At 61.3% G+C, this 17,687-nt stretch carries 15 protein-coding genes and 1 pseudogene; 7 read left to right on the top strand and 9 right to left on the bottom strand.

Annotated features, from left to right (window positions below; translation table 11 throughout):
• Nucleotides 1-92 precede the first annotated feature (92 nt).
• Nucleotides 93-1,061, top strand: a complete 969-nt coding sequence (locus QTL96_RS05945; RefSeq protein WP_289727039.1) for a helix-turn-helix domain-containing protein — start codon at nucleotides 93-95, stop codon at nucleotides 1,059-1,061.
• 143 nt (nucleotides 1,062-1,204) lie between these two features.
• Here the strand turns inward: QTL96_RS05945 and QTL96_RS05950 are convergent, their stop codons facing one another.
• The 3 genes from QTL96_RS05950 to QTL96_RS05960 all read right to left on the bottom strand — a co-directional run bounded on the left by QTL96_RS05950 (nucleotide 1,205) and on the right by QTL96_RS05960 (nucleotide 2,704).
• Nucleotides 1,205-1,429 (bottom strand): hypothetical protein, encoded by a 225-nt coding sequence (locus QTL96_RS05950; RefSeq protein ID WP_112980179.1) that lies wholly within the window; start codon nucleotides 1,427-1,429, stop codon nucleotides 1,205-1,207.
• 346 nt (nucleotides 1,430-1,775) lie between these two features.
• Nucleotides 1,776-2,459 (bottom strand): DUF2161 family putative PD-(D/E)XK-type phosphodiesterase, encoded by a 684-nt coding sequence (locus tag QTL96_RS05955; protein WP_289727040.1) that lies wholly within the window; start codon nucleotides 2,457-2,459, stop codon nucleotides 1,776-1,778.
• Between the two features lie 8 nt (nucleotides 2,460-2,467).
• A complete protein-coding gene (locus QTL96_RS05960; RefSeq protein WP_183899375.1) occupies nucleotides 2,468-2,704 on the bottom strand; it encodes a hypothetical protein in 237 nt (78 codons plus the stop codon).
• Between the two features lie 87 nt (nucleotides 2,705-2,791).
• Between QTL96_RS05960 and QTL96_RS05965 the strand changes: the two are divergent.
• Together QTL96_RS05965 and QTL96_RS05970 are read left to right on the top strand one after the other, a co-directional pair.
• A pseudogene (locus QTL96_RS05965) lies at nucleotides 2,792-2,949 on the top strand (riboflavin biosynthesis protein RibD); the annotation flags it as partial.
• Between the two features lie 178 nt (nucleotides 2,950-3,127).
• The gene (locus tag QTL96_RS05970; RefSeq protein ID WP_289727041.1) at nucleotides 3,128-3,808 is read left to right on the top strand and encodes a GNAT family N-acetyltransferase; all 681 of its coding nucleotides are present in this window, start codon (nucleotides 3,128-3,130) and stop codon (nucleotides 3,806-3,808) included.
• A gap of 254 nt (nucleotides 3,809-4,062) precedes the next feature.
• Here QTL96_RS05970 and QTL96_RS05975 read toward each other — a convergent pair whose 3' ends face one another.
• Together QTL96_RS05975 and QTL96_RS05980 are read right to left on the bottom strand one after the other, a co-directional pair.
• A complete protein-coding gene (locus QTL96_RS05975; protein ID WP_289727042.1) occupies nucleotides 4,063-6,252 on the bottom strand; it encodes an anthranilate synthase in 2,190 nt (729 codons plus the stop codon).
• Between the two features lie 249 nt (nucleotides 6,253-6,501).
• Entirely contained in the window at nucleotides 6,502-8,808 is a 2,307-nt protein-coding gene (locus tag QTL96_RS05980) for a TonB-dependent hemoglobin/transferrin/lactoferrin family receptor (protein ID WP_289727043.1), read from the bottom strand.
• A gap of 249 nt (nucleotides 8,809-9,057) precedes the next feature.
• Here QTL96_RS05980 and QTL96_RS05985 point away from each other — a divergent pair, with 249 nt between their 5' ends.
• Nucleotides 9,058-10,020 (top strand): extensin family protein, encoded by a 963-nt coding sequence (locus QTL96_RS05985; protein WP_289727044.1) that lies wholly within the window; start codon nucleotides 9,058-9,060, stop codon nucleotides 10,018-10,020.
• A gap of 75 nt (nucleotides 10,021-10,095) precedes the next feature.
• Here QTL96_RS05985 and QTL96_RS05990 read toward each other — a convergent pair whose 3' ends face one another.
• A complete protein-coding gene (locus QTL96_RS05990; protein ID WP_289727045.1) occupies nucleotides 10,096-11,775 on the bottom strand; it encodes a formate--tetrahydrofolate ligase in 1,680 nt (559 codons plus the stop codon).
• A gap of 151 nt (nucleotides 11,776-11,926) precedes the next feature.
• Here QTL96_RS05990 and QTL96_RS05995 point away from each other — a divergent pair, with 151 nt between their 5' ends.
• Together QTL96_RS05995 and QTL96_RS06000 are read left to right on the top strand one after the other, a co-directional pair.
• Nucleotides 11,927-12,439: a TIGR00645 family protein gene (locus QTL96_RS05995; protein ID WP_111562912.1), complete on the top strand. Its 513-nt coding sequence runs from the start codon at nucleotides 11,927-11,929 to the stop codon at nucleotides 12,437-12,439.
• A gap of 275 nt (nucleotides 12,440-12,714) precedes the next feature.
• The gene (locus QTL96_RS06000; protein WP_113010309.1) at nucleotides 12,715-13,434 is read left to right on the top strand and encodes a LuxR family transcriptional regulator; all 720 of its coding nucleotides are present in this window, start codon (nucleotides 12,715-12,717) and stop codon (nucleotides 13,432-13,434) included.
• Between the two features lie 48 nt (nucleotides 13,435-13,482).
• Here QTL96_RS06000 and QTL96_RS06005 read toward each other — a convergent pair whose 3' ends face one another.
• The 3 genes from QTL96_RS06005 to QTL96_RS06015 form a co-directional block, all read right to left on the bottom strand.
• Complete coding sequence (locus QTL96_RS06005) at nucleotides 13,483-14,613, bottom strand: DUF2333 family protein (RefSeq protein ID WP_289727046.1); 1,131 nt, start codon at nucleotides 14,611-14,613, stop codon at nucleotides 13,483-13,485.
• Nucleotides 14,614-14,736: 123 nt separating this feature from the next.
• Nucleotides 14,737-15,810, bottom strand: coding sequence for a hypothetical protein (locus QTL96_RS06010; protein WP_289727047.1), 1,074 nt, complete (start codon nucleotides 15,808-15,810; stop codon nucleotides 14,737-14,739).
• A 66-nt stretch (nucleotides 15,811-15,876) separates the two neighbouring features.
• Nucleotides 15,877-16,482 carry a thymidine kinase gene (locus tag QTL96_RS06015; protein WP_289727048.1) on the bottom strand — a complete coding sequence of 202 codons (606 nt, stop codon included), beginning with the start codon at nucleotides 16,480-16,482 and terminating at the stop codon, nucleotides 15,877-15,879.
• A 234-nt stretch (nucleotides 16,483-16,716) separates the two neighbouring features.
• Between QTL96_RS06015 and QTL96_RS06020 the strand changes: the two genes are divergently transcribed.
• Nucleotides 16,717-17,673, top strand: coding sequence for a choline ABC transporter substrate-binding protein (locus QTL96_RS06020; RefSeq protein WP_018897314.1), 957 nt, complete (start codon nucleotides 16,717-16,719; stop codon nucleotides 17,671-17,673).
• Nucleotides 17,674-17,687 lie beyond the last annotated feature (14 nt).

The following is a 17,687-nucleotide window of genomic DNA, read 5'->3' on the forward strand; positions in this document are numbered from 1 at the left end:
GAGGCTCCATTTGATGTTTCGCTCACAGTGATGACATCCGATTTCGTCGCCGTTGAGTGGCCTGATTGCCTTTTATCGTGTAAATCGGGCCAATGCGCATCGCCATTATCGCTTACGACCATATCAGCCCTTTCATGCTGTCCACGCCGCTGGCCGTGTTTGGCGAGCAGCTCCTTGCGGGTGGGCATCAGGTTCAGGTGTGCTCGGATCAGTTCCGGCTGAACACGAGCGGCGGCATGATCATCGAGGCCGCCCATCGGCTGGATGCGGTCGATGACGCCGATATCGTCATTTTACCGGGTTGGCGGAGCGTGGACGAGCCCGTATCGCCCGATATCGTTGCCAAGCTGAAAGCGGCCGATGCTCGAGGATCCGTCGTCGTGGGCTTGTGCCTGGGCGCCTTCGGCCTTGCCGAGGCCGGACTGCTGGATCGGCGGCGCGCAACGACCCATTGGGCACACGCGGAGACCTTCGCGGCCCGCTATCCGCGTGTAACGGTCGATGCGGCCGCGCTGTTCGTGGACGAAGGCCGCGTCCTGACGTCCGCCGGTGTCGCTTCGGGGCTGGATTGCTGCCTGCATCTGCTTGGCCGGATTTGCGGGATTGGTGAAGCAAACCGGATCGCTCGCCATCTCGTCGTCGCCCCTCAGCGCGCGGGCGGACAACCGCAACTGATCGAGCGACCGGCGATCGGATCGACTGCCGATCGGCGAGTGACCGAACTTTTAGAAGTCCTGCGCGCCGATCCCATCGCGCCGCCTTCGCTGGATGAACTGGCCAAGCGCTCGAACATGAGCCGCCGAAGCCTGACGCGCCATATCAGGGCACGGACCGGAGGTAGTCTCGGCGAATGGATAAGGCGCGTTCGCGTGGCACGGGCGAAGGAGCTGTTGGTGGCCGGCGTACGCGGGCTGGACGACGTCGCCGTGCGCAGCGGCTTCCCCGATGCCCATGCACTACGCACGGCATTCCGCATCGAAGTCGGCGTGACGCCGGTGCAATGGCTGGCGCACCAAAGGGCTCCCGGTGCCGCGCTCTCTCTGATGTCGGGAAAGTCCTAGCTAGGTTTGCGCCTAAGTCGCCCGGGCGAACTTTTCACGAGAATTCCCGACGCACCTCAATCACAGCAGGCTTCACGACGGGCTTCGTCGGCGGACAAAGACCGCAATGAAGGCCACCGACGGCGACGGCGACGGTGCGACTATCAGAGACCGAGGTCCAACCCAAGCATGCTGCTCATGACGAAGGCGACGGCCCCGACACCCAACAGCGCCAGCACGAAGGCTCCCGCGATCTTGCCGCCCGCGAGCAGTACCGAGCCTCTCTCGATCTTGTCCACCTGATCGTAATGCCACTTGATGGCGAAATACATTCCCGTGCCCAACGCGAGAACCTTGAAAATCACGAAGACTATGGGAAACCAATCCATGACAAATATCCTTACGTGCGGCACTGCGCGCTTTATGCTCCTGTTTCAGGCAAACGCGTACTGCTTATTGTGCAACGCAGATATGTAATCGCGCACTGAGGTTCGCGCCTTCGTGCGCAAGTGACCCTTGGATGCAGCTAACTCAGCATCCGGAGCCCCCTCATCCCCGGTACAACTTGTTGCACCTGAACCCTTTGGGCACCTTCTCCCCGCCGGGGAGAAGGGGAAAGCGGCACCCTCTGCGGTCTCTTCCCCTCTCCCCTCGGGGAGAGGGTAGGGTGAGGGGGCACACGGAGAGACGTTGCTACCAAAACCGGTCCGGATGCTTGCAGTAGGCTTATCCCCACTACTCCTGACCCACACCCGCATCACCAAACACCACCGTCTGCGGCCACCGCATCAAAGCCGCCTCGCCCGCCTCGTTCAGCGCATAGACGCCCTTCCCCTGCCGCTCGAACCATCCATAGACATTGTCGAGCAGGATCCGTCCCGCCTGCGGCGCCCATTGTTTCATGTCACGCGGCCGCACCAGCCCCTGTTGCAGCGCCGAGGCGCAGATCAAGGCCTGCTGCCGGTAGGCAGTCATGATCGGCGAGCGCGTGGCGCCGCCGAGCGCCGGATCGCCCTGTCTCTTCCGGTGTTCTCTCACCAGCCTCGTGCGCCGCTTCGGGTTCGTCCTCGGCATCGGCGATACGGAGCTGACGATGATGCTGACCTCGCCGGTATCGGATATCCCGAGCATGCCGATCCCCATCCTCCGGCAAAGATCGCGATACCGCCTGTCCGCCTCCCGCCCCCGGCCCTTGGCCGAGACCCTTGCAGCGATCCAGACTTCATCGGCCATCGCCGCCCGGTCGACCGCCTGCAGGATAAGCTCGAGATTGAACGACATCTTCAATTCGCAGACGACCACGACCGGCGGCTCGCTTTCGCTCAAGCCCACGACATCGCAGCTCGCGACCTCCCCCTTCACGACATACCCCGCCGCCTCCAGAAAGGCCTTCACCGGCAGATAGAGCGAGGTCTCCATCGTAACGCTTAAGGATTGAGATCGGCGATCTCGCCGAACTGCGCCAAGAGCCGTGGCGAGAGCATGTCGCCGGTCTCTTCGTCGACCGTGATCGCGTAGGCCGCCACACCCGCGAAACGCTCCGCCATGGCGGACGCGATCTTCTCCGCGCTGATCGGGTTCGACGCCTGCCGCATCTCGCCGGGCACCAGCTTGCCGCGATTGCTGCGGTAGGGGATCACGATAAACTTTTCACCAGTGGACACGCGCAGGATTCCCGATTGATCGTTCCTGAAACGTTCTGATTTGGGGGCGGATGTCAATGGTATGGTTGGATGAAAGCATGGGTCGAGGCTGCGTTACCCCCCTCTGCCCTGCCGGGCATCTCCCCCACAAGGGGGGAGATCGACTCGTTGCGGCGGCATCCCTGAACAATGAGCGGGGAGCGAGCGGTTGCCCCCAGCCAATCTCCCCACCTGTGGGGGAGATGCCCGGCAGGGCAGAGGGGGGCATCACACCCACAGCCCTAGCAAACCGAGCTGCGCCCCGTCCCAGTAGACCCCAAAGAGCGGAAATTGAAACGATCGACATCGTGGCGTTGATCGGCAAACGGCTCTAAATTGAGTGAAAGTGCATCGGAGCGGCCTGCGTCCCGGATACGCCCGCAACGCGACTAGGGAGAACCACCAGTGACCCACAGCCTCGACCGTCCCGCCTGGAACGCGCTTCTGACCGTGCATGCCGATCTCGCCGAAGGCGGTCCGCTCGCGATGCGCTACCCGACGTCAATCGTTCCCTTCGCCGCCCCACGCGACGACACGCCCGAAAGCTTGAGGGCGCTGGCGGCCCTTTCCGCGCCCGGCGAGATCATGGCGCTGGTCGAGGCCGGCCCGATCACAGTCCCGGAAGATCACGACGTGCTCATCGAAAGCACGCTCGTACAGATGATCGGCGACCGTCCTTACGAACGCATCGACGACATGAGCATCGAGCCGCTGACACCTGATGATGCCGAAGAGATGCTGGCGCTGGCGCTGCTGACCAAACCCGGCCCCTTCACCCTCGGCGCCCAGCGCCTCGGCACTTTCTGGGGCGTCAAGATCGACGGCCGCCTGGCGGCCATGGCCGGCCAGCGCATGCGCCATCCCGGCCTCTCCGAATTGAGTGGCCTCTGCACCCACCCCGATTTCCAAAAACGCGGCCTCGGCACCCTCCTCTTCCGCTTCGTCGCCGGCGAGATCACGGCGCGCAGTGAAGAGGTGTTTCTGCACGCCTATGCGAGCAATACGGGGGCGATCGCGCTCTACGAGCAGCTGGGTTTCAGGCTGCGCAGCCGGATGAATGTGAAGATTGTGCAGCGGCGGGGGTGAAGAGCGCTGGGCTAAGGATGTCGCTGGCGTTGGTGCCAGGATTACCCCCTCTGGCCTGCCGGCCATCTCCCCCACAAGTGGGGAGATTGGCTGGGCGCGGCCGCCCGCTCCTACCTCAACGTTTTGGCGATGACGCCGCAACGAGTCGATCTCCCCCCTTGTGGGGGAGATGCCCGGCAGGGCAGAGGGGGGTATCACACCCGCCAACCTCTTAAATAAATATGGCGGCCCCTATCCGCTCGTCGAAGCCGACCTCAAGCCGCCTTCGTCTTCGCCTTGCGCGACAAATGCGCCACCACATTCTCGATCATCCGCATGCCGGCGTCACCGCCGAGCGTCATGATCGATTCCGGATGGAACTGCACGGCCGCGATCGGTTCGTTGGCGTGCTCGATGCCCATGATCGTGCCATCCTCGCTCTCCGCCGTGATGATGAAATCGCGCGGCAGGGTCGAGGGGTCGGCGAAGATCGAGTGGTAGCGGCCGACGGTGACTTCCTTGCCGAGGCCTGAAAACACCAGGCCCGGCTCCAGCACGCGGATGCGCGACGGCTTGCCGTGCATGGGAAGCGCCAGATGACGCAGCTCGCCGCCATAGGCCTCGGCGATCGCCTGCAGCCCCAGGCAGACGCCGAAGATCGGCAGGTTGCGGGCGCGCGCCTTCTTGATCGTCGCCTTGCAATCGAAATCCTTGGGGTTGCCAGGACCGGGCGAAAGCACGACGAGATCGGGATCGAGCCGGTCGAAGATTTCTTCCGGCACCGGCGAGCGCACGGTCGAGACCTCGGCCCCCGTCTGGCGGAAGTAATTGGCCAGCGTATGCACGAAGCTGTCTTCGTGGTCGACGAGCAGGATCTTGACGCCCTTGCCCACAGTGGCGACGTCGCGGCTGGCCTTGGCCGTATTGCCGGCCTTGGCATCGCGGATGGCGGAGAGCATGGCGGAGGCCTTCAGTTCGGTTTCGGCTTCTTCTTCCTCTGGGATGGAATCGTTGAGCAAGGTCGCCCCTGCCCGGACTTCGGCGATCCCGTCCTTGATGCGCACGGTGCGCAGCGTGAGCCCCGTATTCATGTCGCCATTGAACCCGACCATGCCGATCGCCCCGCCATACCAGGCGCGCGGGCTCTTCTCATGGCTTTCGATGAAGCGCATGGCCCAGAGCTTCGGCGCGCCGGTGACGGTGACCGCCCAGGCGTGGCTGAGGAAGCCGTCGAAAGCGTCCATGTCGTCGCGCAGACGTCCCTCGATATGATCGACCGTGTGGATGAGACGCGAATACATCTCGATCTGCCGGCGGCCGATGACCTTGACCGAACCCGGCTCGCAGACGCGCGATTTGTCGTTGCGGTCGACGTCCGAGCACATGGTGAGCTCGGACTCATCCTTCTTCGAGTTCAGGAGCTTCAGGATCTGCTCGCTATCGGCGATCGGATCGTCGCCACGCTTGATCGTGCCTGAGATCGGGCAAGTCTCGATGCGGCGGCCGGAGACGCGCACGAACATCTCCGGCGAAGCGCCGACCAAATATTCCTGGTTTCCGAGATTGATGAAGAAGGAATAGGGCGACGGATTGATCGCCTTCAGCCGCTTGGAAATGTCCGACGGCTTGCTGTCGCAGCGCTCCATGAACTTCTGCCCGGGCACGACCTCGAACAGGTCGCCCTTGCGGAAGCTCTCTTTCGCCTTGGTCACCAGCTCGGAATATTCGCCGGGGCGGTGATCGCTCTTCGGCGGGATCGTGTCGGTGCGCTGGAACGGCTCGGCCGGGATGTCGCCGGCCTTGCCCTCGGTGGTCAGCCCGCCCTTTTCGAAATCGTAGCGGTCGATCCAGGCCTTGGCGGAATAATTGTCGACGACGAGGATCTCATCAGGGAGATAAAGCACCATGTCGCGCTGGTCGGAGGGCCGTGTCAGCTTCAGGTTGATGGCGTCGAACTGGAAGGCGAGATCGTAGCCGAACGCGCCATAGAGCCCGAGGCTGGCATCGGCCTTAGAATAGAAGAGATCGGTAACGGCGCGCAGCACGGTGAAAACAGTCGGGATCTTCGAGCGCTCTTCTTCCGTAAACGCCCGGTCCGGCGCCTTCACGGTGAGATCCAGCCGTCGCTTGGTCGCCTCACCAAGTTCCAGCTCTGAGATCGTCTTCAGCCGCTCGGTGACGAAGCCGAGAATGACCTCGCCGCGCTCGTTATAGGCGTCGATCCAGACCTTGCGGCCGTTGCAGGAAATGCCGAGCGGCGGATCGACCACGGCCGTATCCCAGCGCGTGTAGCGGCCCGGATATTCGTAGTTCGACGAGAATACAGCCCCGCGGCGCTCGTCGAGCTTGTCGATATAGGAGGAGACCGCGTCGGCATAAGGGATCGCCCGGCGCTGCCGCGTGACTGTGATGCCACCCTTGGTCTCGTAAATCTCCGCTCCGTCATCCCTGATGATCGTTACCATTGCTTCACTCCGTTATCGGCCCGGATGACAGGCGGCCTTAAAAACAAAAAAAGCCGCCTGGTGTTTTCCGGGCGGCTCATCGTCGTCTTTGGACACGATTGGTCGAGGCCGCCTTAGCGAGCCCACCACCAGATTGCGATGTTCAAGGACATGTTCATGGGCGGAATTGTTAGCGTGAGATGAGAGAGAGCGCAAGAGGCGAATGCGGCCACGAAAAAGGGCGGCCCGGAGGCCGCCCTTTCGATTGTTTTAGAAGCGCTGGGTCAGCGAGATTTTGAAGGTGCGGCCCGGCTCGGAGTAGTATTCGCGAGGCTGCGAGCCACCGGTGCGGACCGAGGCGTAGTCGTAGTAGGTCTTGTCGAAAACATTGTAGATGCCGGCATTGATCTTCAGACCCTTGATCTGCTCGGGCTCCCACCACGCGGTCAGGTCGACGATGCCGTAGCCCGGCGTGCTGAAGTAGCTCGTAGACGTCGCGGTTCCGATGGTCTGGCCCCGCGCATGCTTGACGCCGGTCCAATCGAGGCCAACACCCCAAGTCTCGGTGTCGTATCCGACGCTGACGACGGCCTTAAGGGGTGCCACGGACTGCAGGAAGGTCTTCGTATCGAGGTTGTTGCCTTCCGCATAAGCGAGGCCCGCCAGAGCGCGGAAGCCGTTCGAGAAGCGCTTGTGGACGGAGATTTCCGTACCGAAGATCTCGGCGTTCGCCACGTTGTTATAGGTGCTGATACCGCCCTGCGGATACTGCGACAGCGTGTAGCCGAGAGCGGCAGCCTGTGCGGCGTTCAGACTCGTCGTGTCGATGAAGTTGCGGTAGCGGTTGTAGAACAGGTTCACGCGGCCACCGAGATCATCGTCGCCGAGCTTGGCACCGACTTCAAAACCATTGCTGGTTTCCGACTTCAGGTTGGGATTGCCGATACGCAGGTATGTACCCGGACCACCGAAGGTGCTGAACAGTTCACCAGCAGTCGGCGCACGGAAGCCCATGGCCCACTGACCGTAAAGCAGAACCTGATCGTTGACTTCCTGCTCCAGCCGGATTTTCGGCGATATCGCCGTATCGTTGAAGCCGTTCGGCAGCGCCGGATTGCTGGCGTTGTCGGCGAAGGCATCGGTCATCTTCGGATCATGCTTGACCCAATCGAAGCGCACGCCCGGCGTAACCGAGAAGCCGGTATCACCGAAACTGACCTTGTCGTCGAGATACAGGCCGATACGGCCGGTCTCAACCTTTGGTGTGTCAGCCTGGTTGGTGTGCAGATTGGCGCACGCGGAGTAGCCGGTCGGATAGGCGCCGCTAGGCAGCGGTGCCGGGCAATTGTCGTAGCCCGACGAATACTGCTCGCTCGTAATGTGAGCGATGTCGAAGCCAAAGACGAAATTATGGTCGAGGTAACCGGTATCGACGTTCTTTTCCAAAGCGCCGACGAGGCCGATCGCGCGTTCGTCATAGTCGTTCAGACGACCGATCGGACCGATGACCGAGGTGGAGCGATAGCCGTTATATCCGGTTCCGCGCGTCTGATCCTGCCAGTAAAGCGACGCCCAAGCAGAATCCACGAGGCTGTCGTCGCTCTCGGACTGGAACTTGTAGTCCAGCGAGACGCGGTCGCGAGCCGACGCGTCGTTGGTGAAGTAGTTCCCGGGCAGATACTGATCGCGCGACGTTAGAACCCTCAGCTGGTTGGTCTTGGCGTCGGTATCACGATCTTTGCGATAGCTTTCCGCCGTCAGGCCGATCGTGTGACCGCCTTCGAGCTGCTGGCGCAGCTTGAACAGCAGGTTATGCTGATCGTAGTCGGAAGGGTTCGGCGCTGTGCGGGTCGGGCCGTATGTATCAACGGTTCCCTGGCTGTCGGTCTGCTTGCCGGTCTTGTAGCCGCCCTGGAACATGATCGAGGTGTTCTCGATACGCTTGGCGATGGCGGCAGACGGCGAGGAGCTCTTGTCGGAGCTGTCATATGTGTACTTGACGATGCCGCCCCAATCGCGACCTTCGTCGATAAGGTCTTCCGGCTCCAGCGTGCGCACGGCCAAGACACCGCCGAGCGCACCACCGCCGGCGCGGCTCGAATCGGCGCCGCGCAGAACGTCAACAGCCGAGAGCGAAGAGAAGTCGAAGGTATCGACACCACCGGTCGCGCTGCGTGTCGCGTCCGAAAGGAAGGTCAGCGGAATGCCATCCACAGTGGTCAGAACGCGGCTACCTTCGAGACCGCGAATGTTGACGCCACCCGTGTTGCGGTTGAAGTTGACGCCCGGCTCGGCAATGCGGCCAAGATCGCTGATGCTGGTGATCTGCTTGTTCTCGATCTGAGCGGCCGTCGTCTCGGTCGCCAGCGGCGTGTCGGTGGCGCTGCCCGGCGCCGGCGGGGACACCCGCTTCCCCTTCACAACAATCTTCTGCAGCGTCGTGCCGTTTTCGTCCGTCTCAGCATTTGCAGCCGGCGTCGTCGTCTGCGCGCTCTGCGCCAGCGCCTGCGAGACCGGACCAGCGCAGACAAACGCCGCGCTCACCAAAAGCGCCGAGCGCCAATGTCGGATAACCATAATCAACCCCTCAATGAAAAAAGTACCGGGCTGGCTGGTCTTCGCGCGTCTGCGCTTGGAGGGGCTGGCTAGGTGTTCAGGCGAATAATTCCGCCTTCTTCTTGCCGCATAAAAAACATGAGTATGGTTGTCAATATATTCCGCCAAGATATCATGATTTGAACAGTCATGTTTTCATGATGAAGATCAACGTTGCGAAATTGCAACGAAATCCGCCTCCAAACGTTGTTAACGGCTGGGACCGAAACGATGGATGGATGCGTGAAGAAAACAGCCCATATCGCGACGGCATTCCTCTGCCTCATCATATTGACCGGCGCGGGCCTGCCCGAGACCGGCCCCAAACCGGAAGTAAAACCAGGCGACAAGCAGGTCGAACAGCAGGCTGACGACCCAGCAAACGTCGATGTCGCGCCCAAGCCGCAGCCTAAACCGGAGACTAAGCCAGACGTCGCAGAACCCGACGCCGCCAGCCCCGATGTTCCAAAGCCGGACACGAAACCCGGCGAGAACACCTCAGACGGCGATAAACCTGCCCCCTCCTCCGACACGACGAGCAAGGACGCCGCCGCGCCCAAGCGCGAGGTGCAGGGCCCCAACCTTCCCGACAAGCAGACGCTCGAGGCCCAGCATCTGACGATCGAGCCGGAAAGCGATGCCGACCACTCCGAATGCGTCAAGGAGCTGCAGTCGCTCGGCGTCGTCTTCACCGATCTCAGCCGTATCGACGACGGCAATGGCTGCGGCATCGACAAGCCGATCAAGGTGACGGAAGCCCTGCCCGGCATCAAGCTGAAGCCGGATGGCGTCTTCCGCTGCCCGGTGGCGCTGGCGCTTGCTCGCTGGATGAAGGGGACGGTCATCCCGGCCGCCGCCATTGCGGCCGCCGATCAGGGTCGCATCACCACCATCAATCAGGCCTCCTCCTATATCTGCCGCCTGCGCAACAGCGCCGAAACCGGCAAGATCTCAGAACACGCGCGTGGCAACGCAGTCGATATCGCAAGCTTCAGCTTCGAGAAAGGCGAGGATATCGCGGTCAAGCCAAGGCGCGAGGATTCGACCTTGATCGGCGCCTTCCAGCGCACCGTCAGCGCCGCCGGCTGCCTCTATTTCACCACGGTGCTCGACCCCGAAAGCGACGCCGCCCACGAGACCCACTTCCATCTCGACGTGCTCGAGCGCAAGGGCGGATATCGCTATTGCCATTGAAAAATGGCAATAGCGTCAGCGGCTTGTGGCGACCGGGTGAATCGGAAACAGAACCTCTTGAAGCGATCTAGGAAGCTAAAACAACCCCTCGACCGCCCCATCCTCATTAAGATGGATACGCTCGGCGGCCGGCGATTTCGGCAGGCCGGGCATGGTCATGATCTCGCCGGTGATGACGACGACGAAGCCGGCGCCCGCCGATAGTCGCACTTCGCGCACCGAAACGACGTGCCCCTCCGGCGCGCCGCGCAGGTTGGGGTCGGTCGAGAAGGAATATTGCGTCTTGGCGATGCAGACGGGCAGATCGCCATAGCCCTGCTCTTCCCAGACCTTCAGCTGGTCGCGCACCGTCTTCGGCACGCTGACTTCGCCGGCGTGATATATCTGAGCGGCGACTTCCTCGATCTTTTCGATGAGCGGCATGGCATCGGGATAGATCGGCGCGAAGTTGGCGTTGCCGGATTCGGCCATCTCGACGACCTTCCACGCCAGCTCCTCGATGCCCGCCGAGCCTTCCGCCCAGTGGCGGCAGACGATGGCTTCGGCGCCGAGATGCGCGACATAGGCCTTCACCGCCTGCACTTCGGCATCCGTATCGGAAACGAAGTGATTGATGGCGACCACGACCGGCACGCCGAACTTGCGGACATTGGCGACGTGGCGGCCAAGGTTGGAACAGCCGCGCGTCACAGCGCCAACATCCTCACGTCCGAGATCGCCCTTCCCCACGCCGCCATTCATCTTCAGCGCCCGCACGGTGGCGACGATCACCGCCGCGTCAGGCTTCAGCCCGGCCTTGCGGCACTTGATGTCGAAGAATTTCTCCGCGCCGAGATCGGCACCAAAGCCCGCCTCGGTCACGACGTAGTCTGCAAGCTTCAGCGCCGTCTTGGTGGCGATGACGGAGTTGCAGCCGTGGGCGATGTTGGCGAAGGGGCCGCCATGCACCAGCGCCGGATTGTTCTCCAGCGTCTGCACTAGGTTCGGCTGCATCGCATCCTTGAGAAGCACGGCCATGGCGCCATCGGCCTTCAGGTCGCGCGCGAATACAGGCGTCTTGTCGAAGCGATAGCCGATGATGATGTTGCCGAGGCGCTCTTCCAGATCGTGAAGGTCCGATGCCAGGCAAAGGATCGCCATGACTTCGGAGGCGACGGTGATGTCGAAGCCGCTCTCGCGCGGAAACCCGTTCGAAACCCCGCCGAGCGAGGCGACGATCTCGCGCAGCGCCCTGTCGTTCATGTCCATCACGCGTCGCCAGGTGATGCGGCGCACGTCGATATCGAGCGCGTTGCCCCAGTAGATGTGATTGTCGATCATCGCCGAGAGCAAGTTATGCGCCGCCGTGATCGCGTGGAAATCGCCGGTGAAGTGGAGGTTGATATCCTCCATCGGCACGACCTGCGCATAGCCGCCGCCGGCCGCCCCGCCCTTGACCCCGAAGCAGGGGCCGAGCGATGGCTCGCGCACGCAGATCATGGCCTTTTTGCCGATCCGGTTCAGCCCGTCGCCGAGCCCCACCGTCGTGGTCGTCTTGCCCTCGCCTGCCGGCGTCGGGTTGATGGCGGTGACGAGAATGAGCTTGCCGTCGGGCTTGCCCGCCTGCGCGGCGGTGAATTCGGCGCTGATCTTCGCCTTGTCGTGGCCATAGGGCGAGAGCTGCGCCGCCGGAATGCCGAGCCTGTCGCCAATCTCGTAGATCGGCTTCTTCACCGCGGCGCGCGCGATCTCGATGTCGGTTTTATACTCAGCCATGCCGCCCTCAGATATATTCATCGTCCAAAGGTCACGTTTATGCCAACGCAATGGTGAAATATACCGAAAGTTTGAACCCTGCGCCGGTTGCGCAAGCACATCATCAACCTCTATCACCAACGCATTGATTCAGCATTTACGGGGGTAAACCATGAAATCACTCGAGCTCATCGTCGAGCGCATCATTCTGTCCAGCCGCTGGATCCTTGTCGCCTTCTATTTGGGCCTGGCGCTGTCGCTGGCCGTCTACGCGATCTCCTTCGCCTACAAGTTCTCCAAGGTGGCGATCAACGTCTTCACCTATGACGAAGGCGAGATGATCCTGGCCATGCTCGGCCTCATCGATGCGGCACTTGTCGCCAGCCTGATCGTCATGGTGATGATCTCGGGCTACGAGAATTTCGTCAGCCGCTTCGACGACAACGAAACCGATGTCTCCTTCATCGGCAAGCTCGATTCCGGCAGCCTCAAGATCAAGGTCGCCTCGTCGATCGTCGCCATCTCGTCGATCCACCTGCTGCAGGTCTTCCTGAATTCGAACCAGTTCACCGACAGCAAGATCATGTGGCTGACAGCCATGCATCTCGCCTTCGTCGTCTCCGCCGTCATGCTCGGTTTCCTTGAGCAGCTGATGAAAAAGGCAAAAGACACCTCGAAAATCTAGAGCCGGCTGATTCGCGGGCGGCTAAGTCGCCTGCGACATATGGCGCAAGGCAAATCATTGCCTTTTCATTTGCCACAACGCTCAATTCGTGAGCGCATCGACCCAAATCGACAAAAGGTTGATTTACAAAAATCTAAAAACAACCAATGAGAGATTTTTCGTGTTTAAATTATAACACATTAATCTATTCAATGTGCGCTGCACAATTTCCGACTAGCAAATATATCAGATAGTCGATCTTATGGTTGAAGTTGTTGGCGCGCAGGAAATTGTTAATGTCGTACGTAACTACCTCGGAGAGGCAGTCAGTATTGACGGCTGAAATCGCAGCCGTGAAGACCAGGCCGGCATTCGCTCAAGTTCTGGTTCGCATCGCCGAGGCTTTCGGTTTCAAGTACGCCACTTTGATGGACGCACCGACGTCCGAAAGCTTCCTGCTCAAGTCCCTGCTGATCGAAAGCAATCTTCCCGCCGATTATATCAGCAGGTTCGACCGCGCCCGCTTCATGCAGCTGCCGATGTTTTCGACTGGCGTTGCCGCCTCGGCCCTGCCCAGGCATTGGACCCTTTGCGACAAGACAGGCATTTTGCCCGCCGAATTCAGCGAGCTGAAAGCCGACTTCGACATGCGGCTAGGTATCTCCTTCCCGGCCTATACCGCAGATAACCAGCGGCTGCTGTTCTGGTTCTCCGGCACGCGCTCGCCGCTCGGCCAGGCGGAAGTCAACGAGCTCAACATGCTGATGCTGCATGCGCTCGATGCCTTCAATCTGGTGAAATCGGCCAAGACCAACGAGCACCCGCCGCTGTCGGCCCGCGAGCGCGAAGTCGTGCGCTGGACATCGCAGGGCAAGACCTCGATCGAGATCGGCCAGATCCTGTCGCTGTCGGACCACACGGTCAACGCCTACATGACCAGCGCCATCAAGAAGCTCGATTGCGTCAACCGCACCCAGCTGGTCGCCAAGGCGATCCGCTACAAGCTGATCACCTGACGCCAAGCCACGCCTGGCGCGCCAATGGCCGCGCCATGAAGCTCGCCCTTATCGGCCGAGCACCGCGCGCATCTCCACGAGGTTGGAGCGCACTCTCAGAATATAGAAGCCCATGGTCGCCAGATGGCTCGGCATGATCCAGCCGTCCTCGCGGCCGTTGGAAATAATCGCCGGCTGGATGCGCAAGGCAGCCTGGAACTGTGCATTGGTCGCGCCGTAGAGAGCGCCAAGATTGCGCTCGGCGATCACCCGCGAAAAATCCGACTGGGCGGCGGCCAGAATGGCGTAATAGCCGTAGAGCTGGCCATAGGCGAACCAGAAGCGATCGTCGGCGCGCGTGTCGAACCAGCCGCTCGCATGGTTGGCCGAGCGCTCCGCCAGCATGTCGGCGGTGCCGCCGAGATCGTTGGCGATACGGTCGATGAACTGGATGAGGTTGTCGGCGCGCGTATCGAAGACGGCGTTGCAGTTGGAGAGATCCGTATTGAACTTGCGAAGGCTGTCGATCGCCGAGCGATAATAGCTCGGCGTCGGCGTCTTCGGGCCAAAGGGATTGAGCCCGAAATACCAGCTGTATTCGTCAAACTGCAGGTTACCACGCGCGCTCTGCAGGTCGTTGTTGATGCCGGAGGTGCCGCGCACGCGGCCCAGCGTATCGACGAGCTCCGCCGAGGTGCGGCGCAGGGCCTGGTTCACACCGCGCTGGAACGAAGCCTTGTTGTCGAGAAACGGCGTGTGGTCCCAGTCGATCCCGAAGAAGCCGAGACGATAGAGCAGCATGGAGGAAATCCATGAGTTCTGGTTGACGTTGAAATCCGTGAGATCGGCCGTCACGTCGACAATCGCCGAGCGCTGGCAGGTCTTGGCCGCAGGCGTGGTCGCACCCTCGGCGGGCGGAATTTCCTGGCCAACCTGAACCTTGCGCTCCGCAAGCTTGTACTGGTCGACGAAGGACGGGTTGAAGCCGGTCCACATCTGCGTCTGAACGAAGAAATAGCCGTACATCAGGATGAGCAGCGCTAGCACGCCGATGACGGGAAGCCTGACCAGCCAGCTGCGCCGACCATACCAGCCGCGCGCGGCCATCAACGGCCAGAAGGCCCAGGCCACGAAAAACCGCGCCCAACGACCAATCGCCCGGCCGATCGATCTGAAAAAACCGGAGATTCCGTCAAGCATCGCCCATTCCCCTCTGCATCCAAAAGCGCGTGTTTCACTCGCCCTCAAATATGCATCCGCATCCGAAACGGCAACATCGTGCTGATATTATTGTTTCTTCGGCCCCGTTTAGAGGCGGCACGCCTATGGGCGCGGCATCCGGAAGCGCAGCCGCGAGGAGATCTTCATCGTATCGATCAAAGGCGCGCCCGGCACATCCTCGTTCTGATGCGCATAGGCCGGAAACTTCTTGCCGAACTGCGCGTCGGCGGTGCGCTTGCGATGCTCGATCTCCTGCGGCAGCAACATGTCGCGTTCGAAGAGAACGATGGCATCTGCAATATTGGGAAACAGTTCGGACGAAATCTGCACCTTCGAGCCCGGAATATCGGTATCCACCTGCGCCTGATAAATCAGAAGACGCTCTTCCGTATCGATCATCAGCTTGCGCATCAGCGTGTTGCACTGGCCGATCTCGGTGTTCAGCCCGTCCACCAGAAGCTGGAAGATCCCGATGAAGCGCTCGCGCCGCTGGCTCTCGTCGCGCAGCTCGTGCTCGCGGGTGGAGACCTCATCGGCCTGCGCCTTCAGCGCCCTGCGCTCCTCTTCCATCCGATCCCACTCGGCCTTGCTGCCGTAGACGCCGATGCGCCCCTGCGTCGTCAGCGCCTTGGCATTGAGCTCCTTGATGCGGATGCGGGCGATGTCGATCTCGTCGACCAATCGGCGCCGGCGCTCGACGATATCGACCAGCCTGCGCTCGGCCTCCTTGTGGGCGCTGAGCACGACCGCGCGGTGGTGCGTGATCAGCCCGGCGACACTGTCGGACTTCACCATCAGGTCGCGCAGCCGCTCGACCACGGGCGCGGCCCTGACACGGCTGCTGTGGCGCCGCCACATGCGCTGGCGCGAAAAATGCCCGATGAACCGCTCGGTCGCCGTCAACCCGCGGAAACTGTCGAGGTCGGACGACACCCTGACCGTCATCGCATCCAGCGTCGCCACCAGCTCGGCAAGCAGCTCCGCAAGGTTCCTCGCATCAGCGGCGAAACCCTGGAAGCGCTCGTTTTCGACCAGAAAGCGCTCGTCGTCGATCTCTCCAGGATGGCGCGCGAACTCGCCGACGAAATCGGCGCAGGTCTTGACCTTCACCGGCAGTTCGTCGGCAATCGCACTGGCAGCATCAAATGTGGTGTCAAACGAGACAGGCTTGCGCACCTGATATCCCCGGGGAATCGAATGCCGTCAAACTAGAGCCGTTCATTCTCAAATGGAAGCAGCGCTTTAGTCGACAGCCTCGGCGACCCACTCGCCGTTCATGGCGTCGTCCCAGTGGCGGCGGCAGAGCGACACGTATTTCTCGTTGCCGCCGACCTCGATCTGCGCCCCTTCCCGCGCCACCGCGCCATTGCCGTCGAGGCGCACGACCATCGTCGCCTTGCGGCCGCAATGGCAGATGGTGCGCACTTCGCGCATCTCGTCGGAAATCGCCATCAGCTCCTGCGAAGCCGGAAACAGCTTGCCCTGGAAATCGGTACGCAGCCCGTAGACCATGACGGGGATATTCAGCCGATCGACGACGCGCGCCAGCTGCCAGATATGCTCGCGCGTCATGAAATGTGCCTCGTCGACGAAGACGCAGGCAATCGGCTCGCCCGCAGCCCCCTGCTCGGCGATCAGCGACAACAGATCGGCATCCTGCTCGAAGGCGACCGCATTGGCCTGCAGCCCGATCCGCGAGCCGATCACGCCCCTGCCCGCCCGCTCGTCGAACGCCGCGATCAGCAGAAGAACGCGCATGCCGCGCTCCTCGTAATTATACGCGGCCTGCAGCAGCATCGTCGATTTGCCGGCATTCATCGTCGAGTAGTTGAAGTAGAGCTTCGCCATTGCATTCTCCGTCTCTCCGCTTCTTGAAAGCTGGATACGATCAAGAAAACCCCCGGCTATCGTTAATCACAGAAAATTGCCGGAAAACCCCTTCAAAACTGACAAAATTCAAGCGATCCATTAAATACGACACGTCGCAATCGGATACCGCAATGCGGCGCAAACGCACTGAGGTCGCTTGTAAAACTCGGCTATTGGTGATTGGCTTGGGAACGTAAGACTGGGAGTCTATAAATGAAAACGACAAGCGCATTCAAACTGATCACTGCCACAGCCGTTGCTGCACTCTCTGTCGCAACCGCCGCATATTCCGCTGATCCCGCCAGCTGCTCCACCGTCCATCTGTCGGATGTGGGCTGGACCGATATCACCGCGACAACAGCAACCGCATCCGTGATCCTCAAGGGTCTCGGATACACCCCCGACGTGAAGGTTCTTTCCGTACCGGTCACCTACCAGTCGCTGAAGAACAAGGACATCGACATCTTCCTCGGCAACTGGATGCCGACCCAGGAAAAGGACGTTCGTCCTTTCATCGACGACAAGTCGGTCGAATCCTTCGGCCCGAACCTGACCGGCGCGAAATACACATTGGCGACGAACGCCAAGGGCGCTGAGCTCGGCATCAAGGACTTCAAGGACATCGCCGCCCACAAGGAAGATCTCGAAGGCAAGATCTACGGCATCGAGCCGGGCAACGACGGCAACCGTCTCGTCATGAACATGATCGAGAAGGATACCTTCGGCATGAAGGGCATGGAGGTCGTCGAATCCTCCGAGCAGGGCATGCTGGCGCAGGTCGCCCGCGCCGAGAAGGCCGGCAAGCCGGTCGTCTTCCTCGGCTGGGCGCCGCATCCGATGAACGAAAACTTCAAGCTCACCTATCTCACGGGTGGTGACGACGTTTTCGGTCCCGACTTCGGTGGCGCCAAGGTGTTCACCAACGTTCGCGCCAATTACCTGACGGAATGCCCGAACGTCGGCACAATGCTCAAGAACATGGTCTTCTCTCTCCCGATGGAGAACCAGATCATGGGCAAGATCCTGAACGACGGCGACGAGCCGGAAAAGGCCGCGACGGAATGGCTGAAGGCCAATCCGACGGCAATCGAGCCGTGGCTCGCAGGCGTCAAGACGCTTGACGGCAGCGGCGACGGCGTTGCCGCCGTCAAGAAAAGCCTCGGCCTCTGATATCGAAAGACGGG

This window comes from Rhizobium sp. S163 (assembly GCF_030380805.1).
Taxonomy (GTDB): Bacteria; Pseudomonadota; Alphaproteobacteria; order Rhizobiales; family Rhizobiaceae; genus Rhizobium.

What these genes read in the sequence shown, in the direction of transcription:
- QTL96_RS05945 (WP_289727039.1), top strand. Translation starts at nt 93, where the DNA reads ATGCGCATCGCCATTATCGCTTACGACCATATCAGCCCTTTCATGCTG.
- QTL96_RS05950 (WP_112980179.1), bottom strand. Translation starts at nt 1,429, where the DNA reads ATGGATTGGTTTCCCATAGTCTTCGTGATTTTCAAGGTTCTCGCGTTG.
- QTL96_RS05955 (WP_289727040.1), bottom strand. Translation starts at nt 2,459, where the DNA reads ATGGAGACCTCGCTCTATCTGCCGGTGAAGGCCTTTCTGGAGGCGGCG.
- QTL96_RS05975 (WP_289727042.1), bottom strand. Translation starts at nt 6,252, where the DNA reads ATGGTAACGATCATCAGGGATGACGGAGCGGAGATTTACGAGACCAAG.
- QTL96_RS05980 (WP_289727043.1), bottom strand. Translation starts at nt 8,808, where the DNA reads ATGGTTATCCGACATTGGCGCTCGGCGCTTTTGGTGAGCGCGGCGTTT.
- QTL96_RS05985 (WP_289727044.1), top strand. Translation starts at nt 9,058, where the DNA reads ATGGATGGATGCGTGAAGAAAACAGCCCATATCGCGACGGCATTCCTC.
- QTL96_RS05990 (WP_289727045.1), bottom strand. Translation starts at nt 11,775, where the DNA reads ATGGCTGAGTATAAAACCGACATCGAGATCGCGCGCGCCGCGGTGAAG.
- QTL96_RS05995 (WP_111562912.1), top strand. Translation starts at nt 11,927, where the DNA reads ATGAAATCACTCGAGCTCATCGTCGAGCGCATCATTCTGTCCAGCCGC.
- QTL96_RS06000 (WP_113010309.1), top strand. Translation starts at nt 12,715, where the DNA reads ATGTCGTACGTAACTACCTCGGAGAGGCAGTCAGTATTGACGGCTGAA.
- QTL96_RS06005 (WP_289727046.1), bottom strand. Translation starts at nt 14,613, where the DNA reads ATGCTTGACGGAATCTCCGGTTTTTTCAGATCGATCGGCCGGGCGATT.
- QTL96_RS06015 (WP_289727048.1), bottom strand. Translation starts at nt 16,482, where the DNA reads ATGGCGAAGCTCTACTTCAACTACTCGACGATGAATGCCGGCAAATCG.
- QTL96_RS06020 (WP_018897314.1), top strand. Translation starts at nt 16,717, where the DNA reads ATGAAAACGACAAGCGCATTCAAACTGATCACTGCCACAGCCGTTGCT.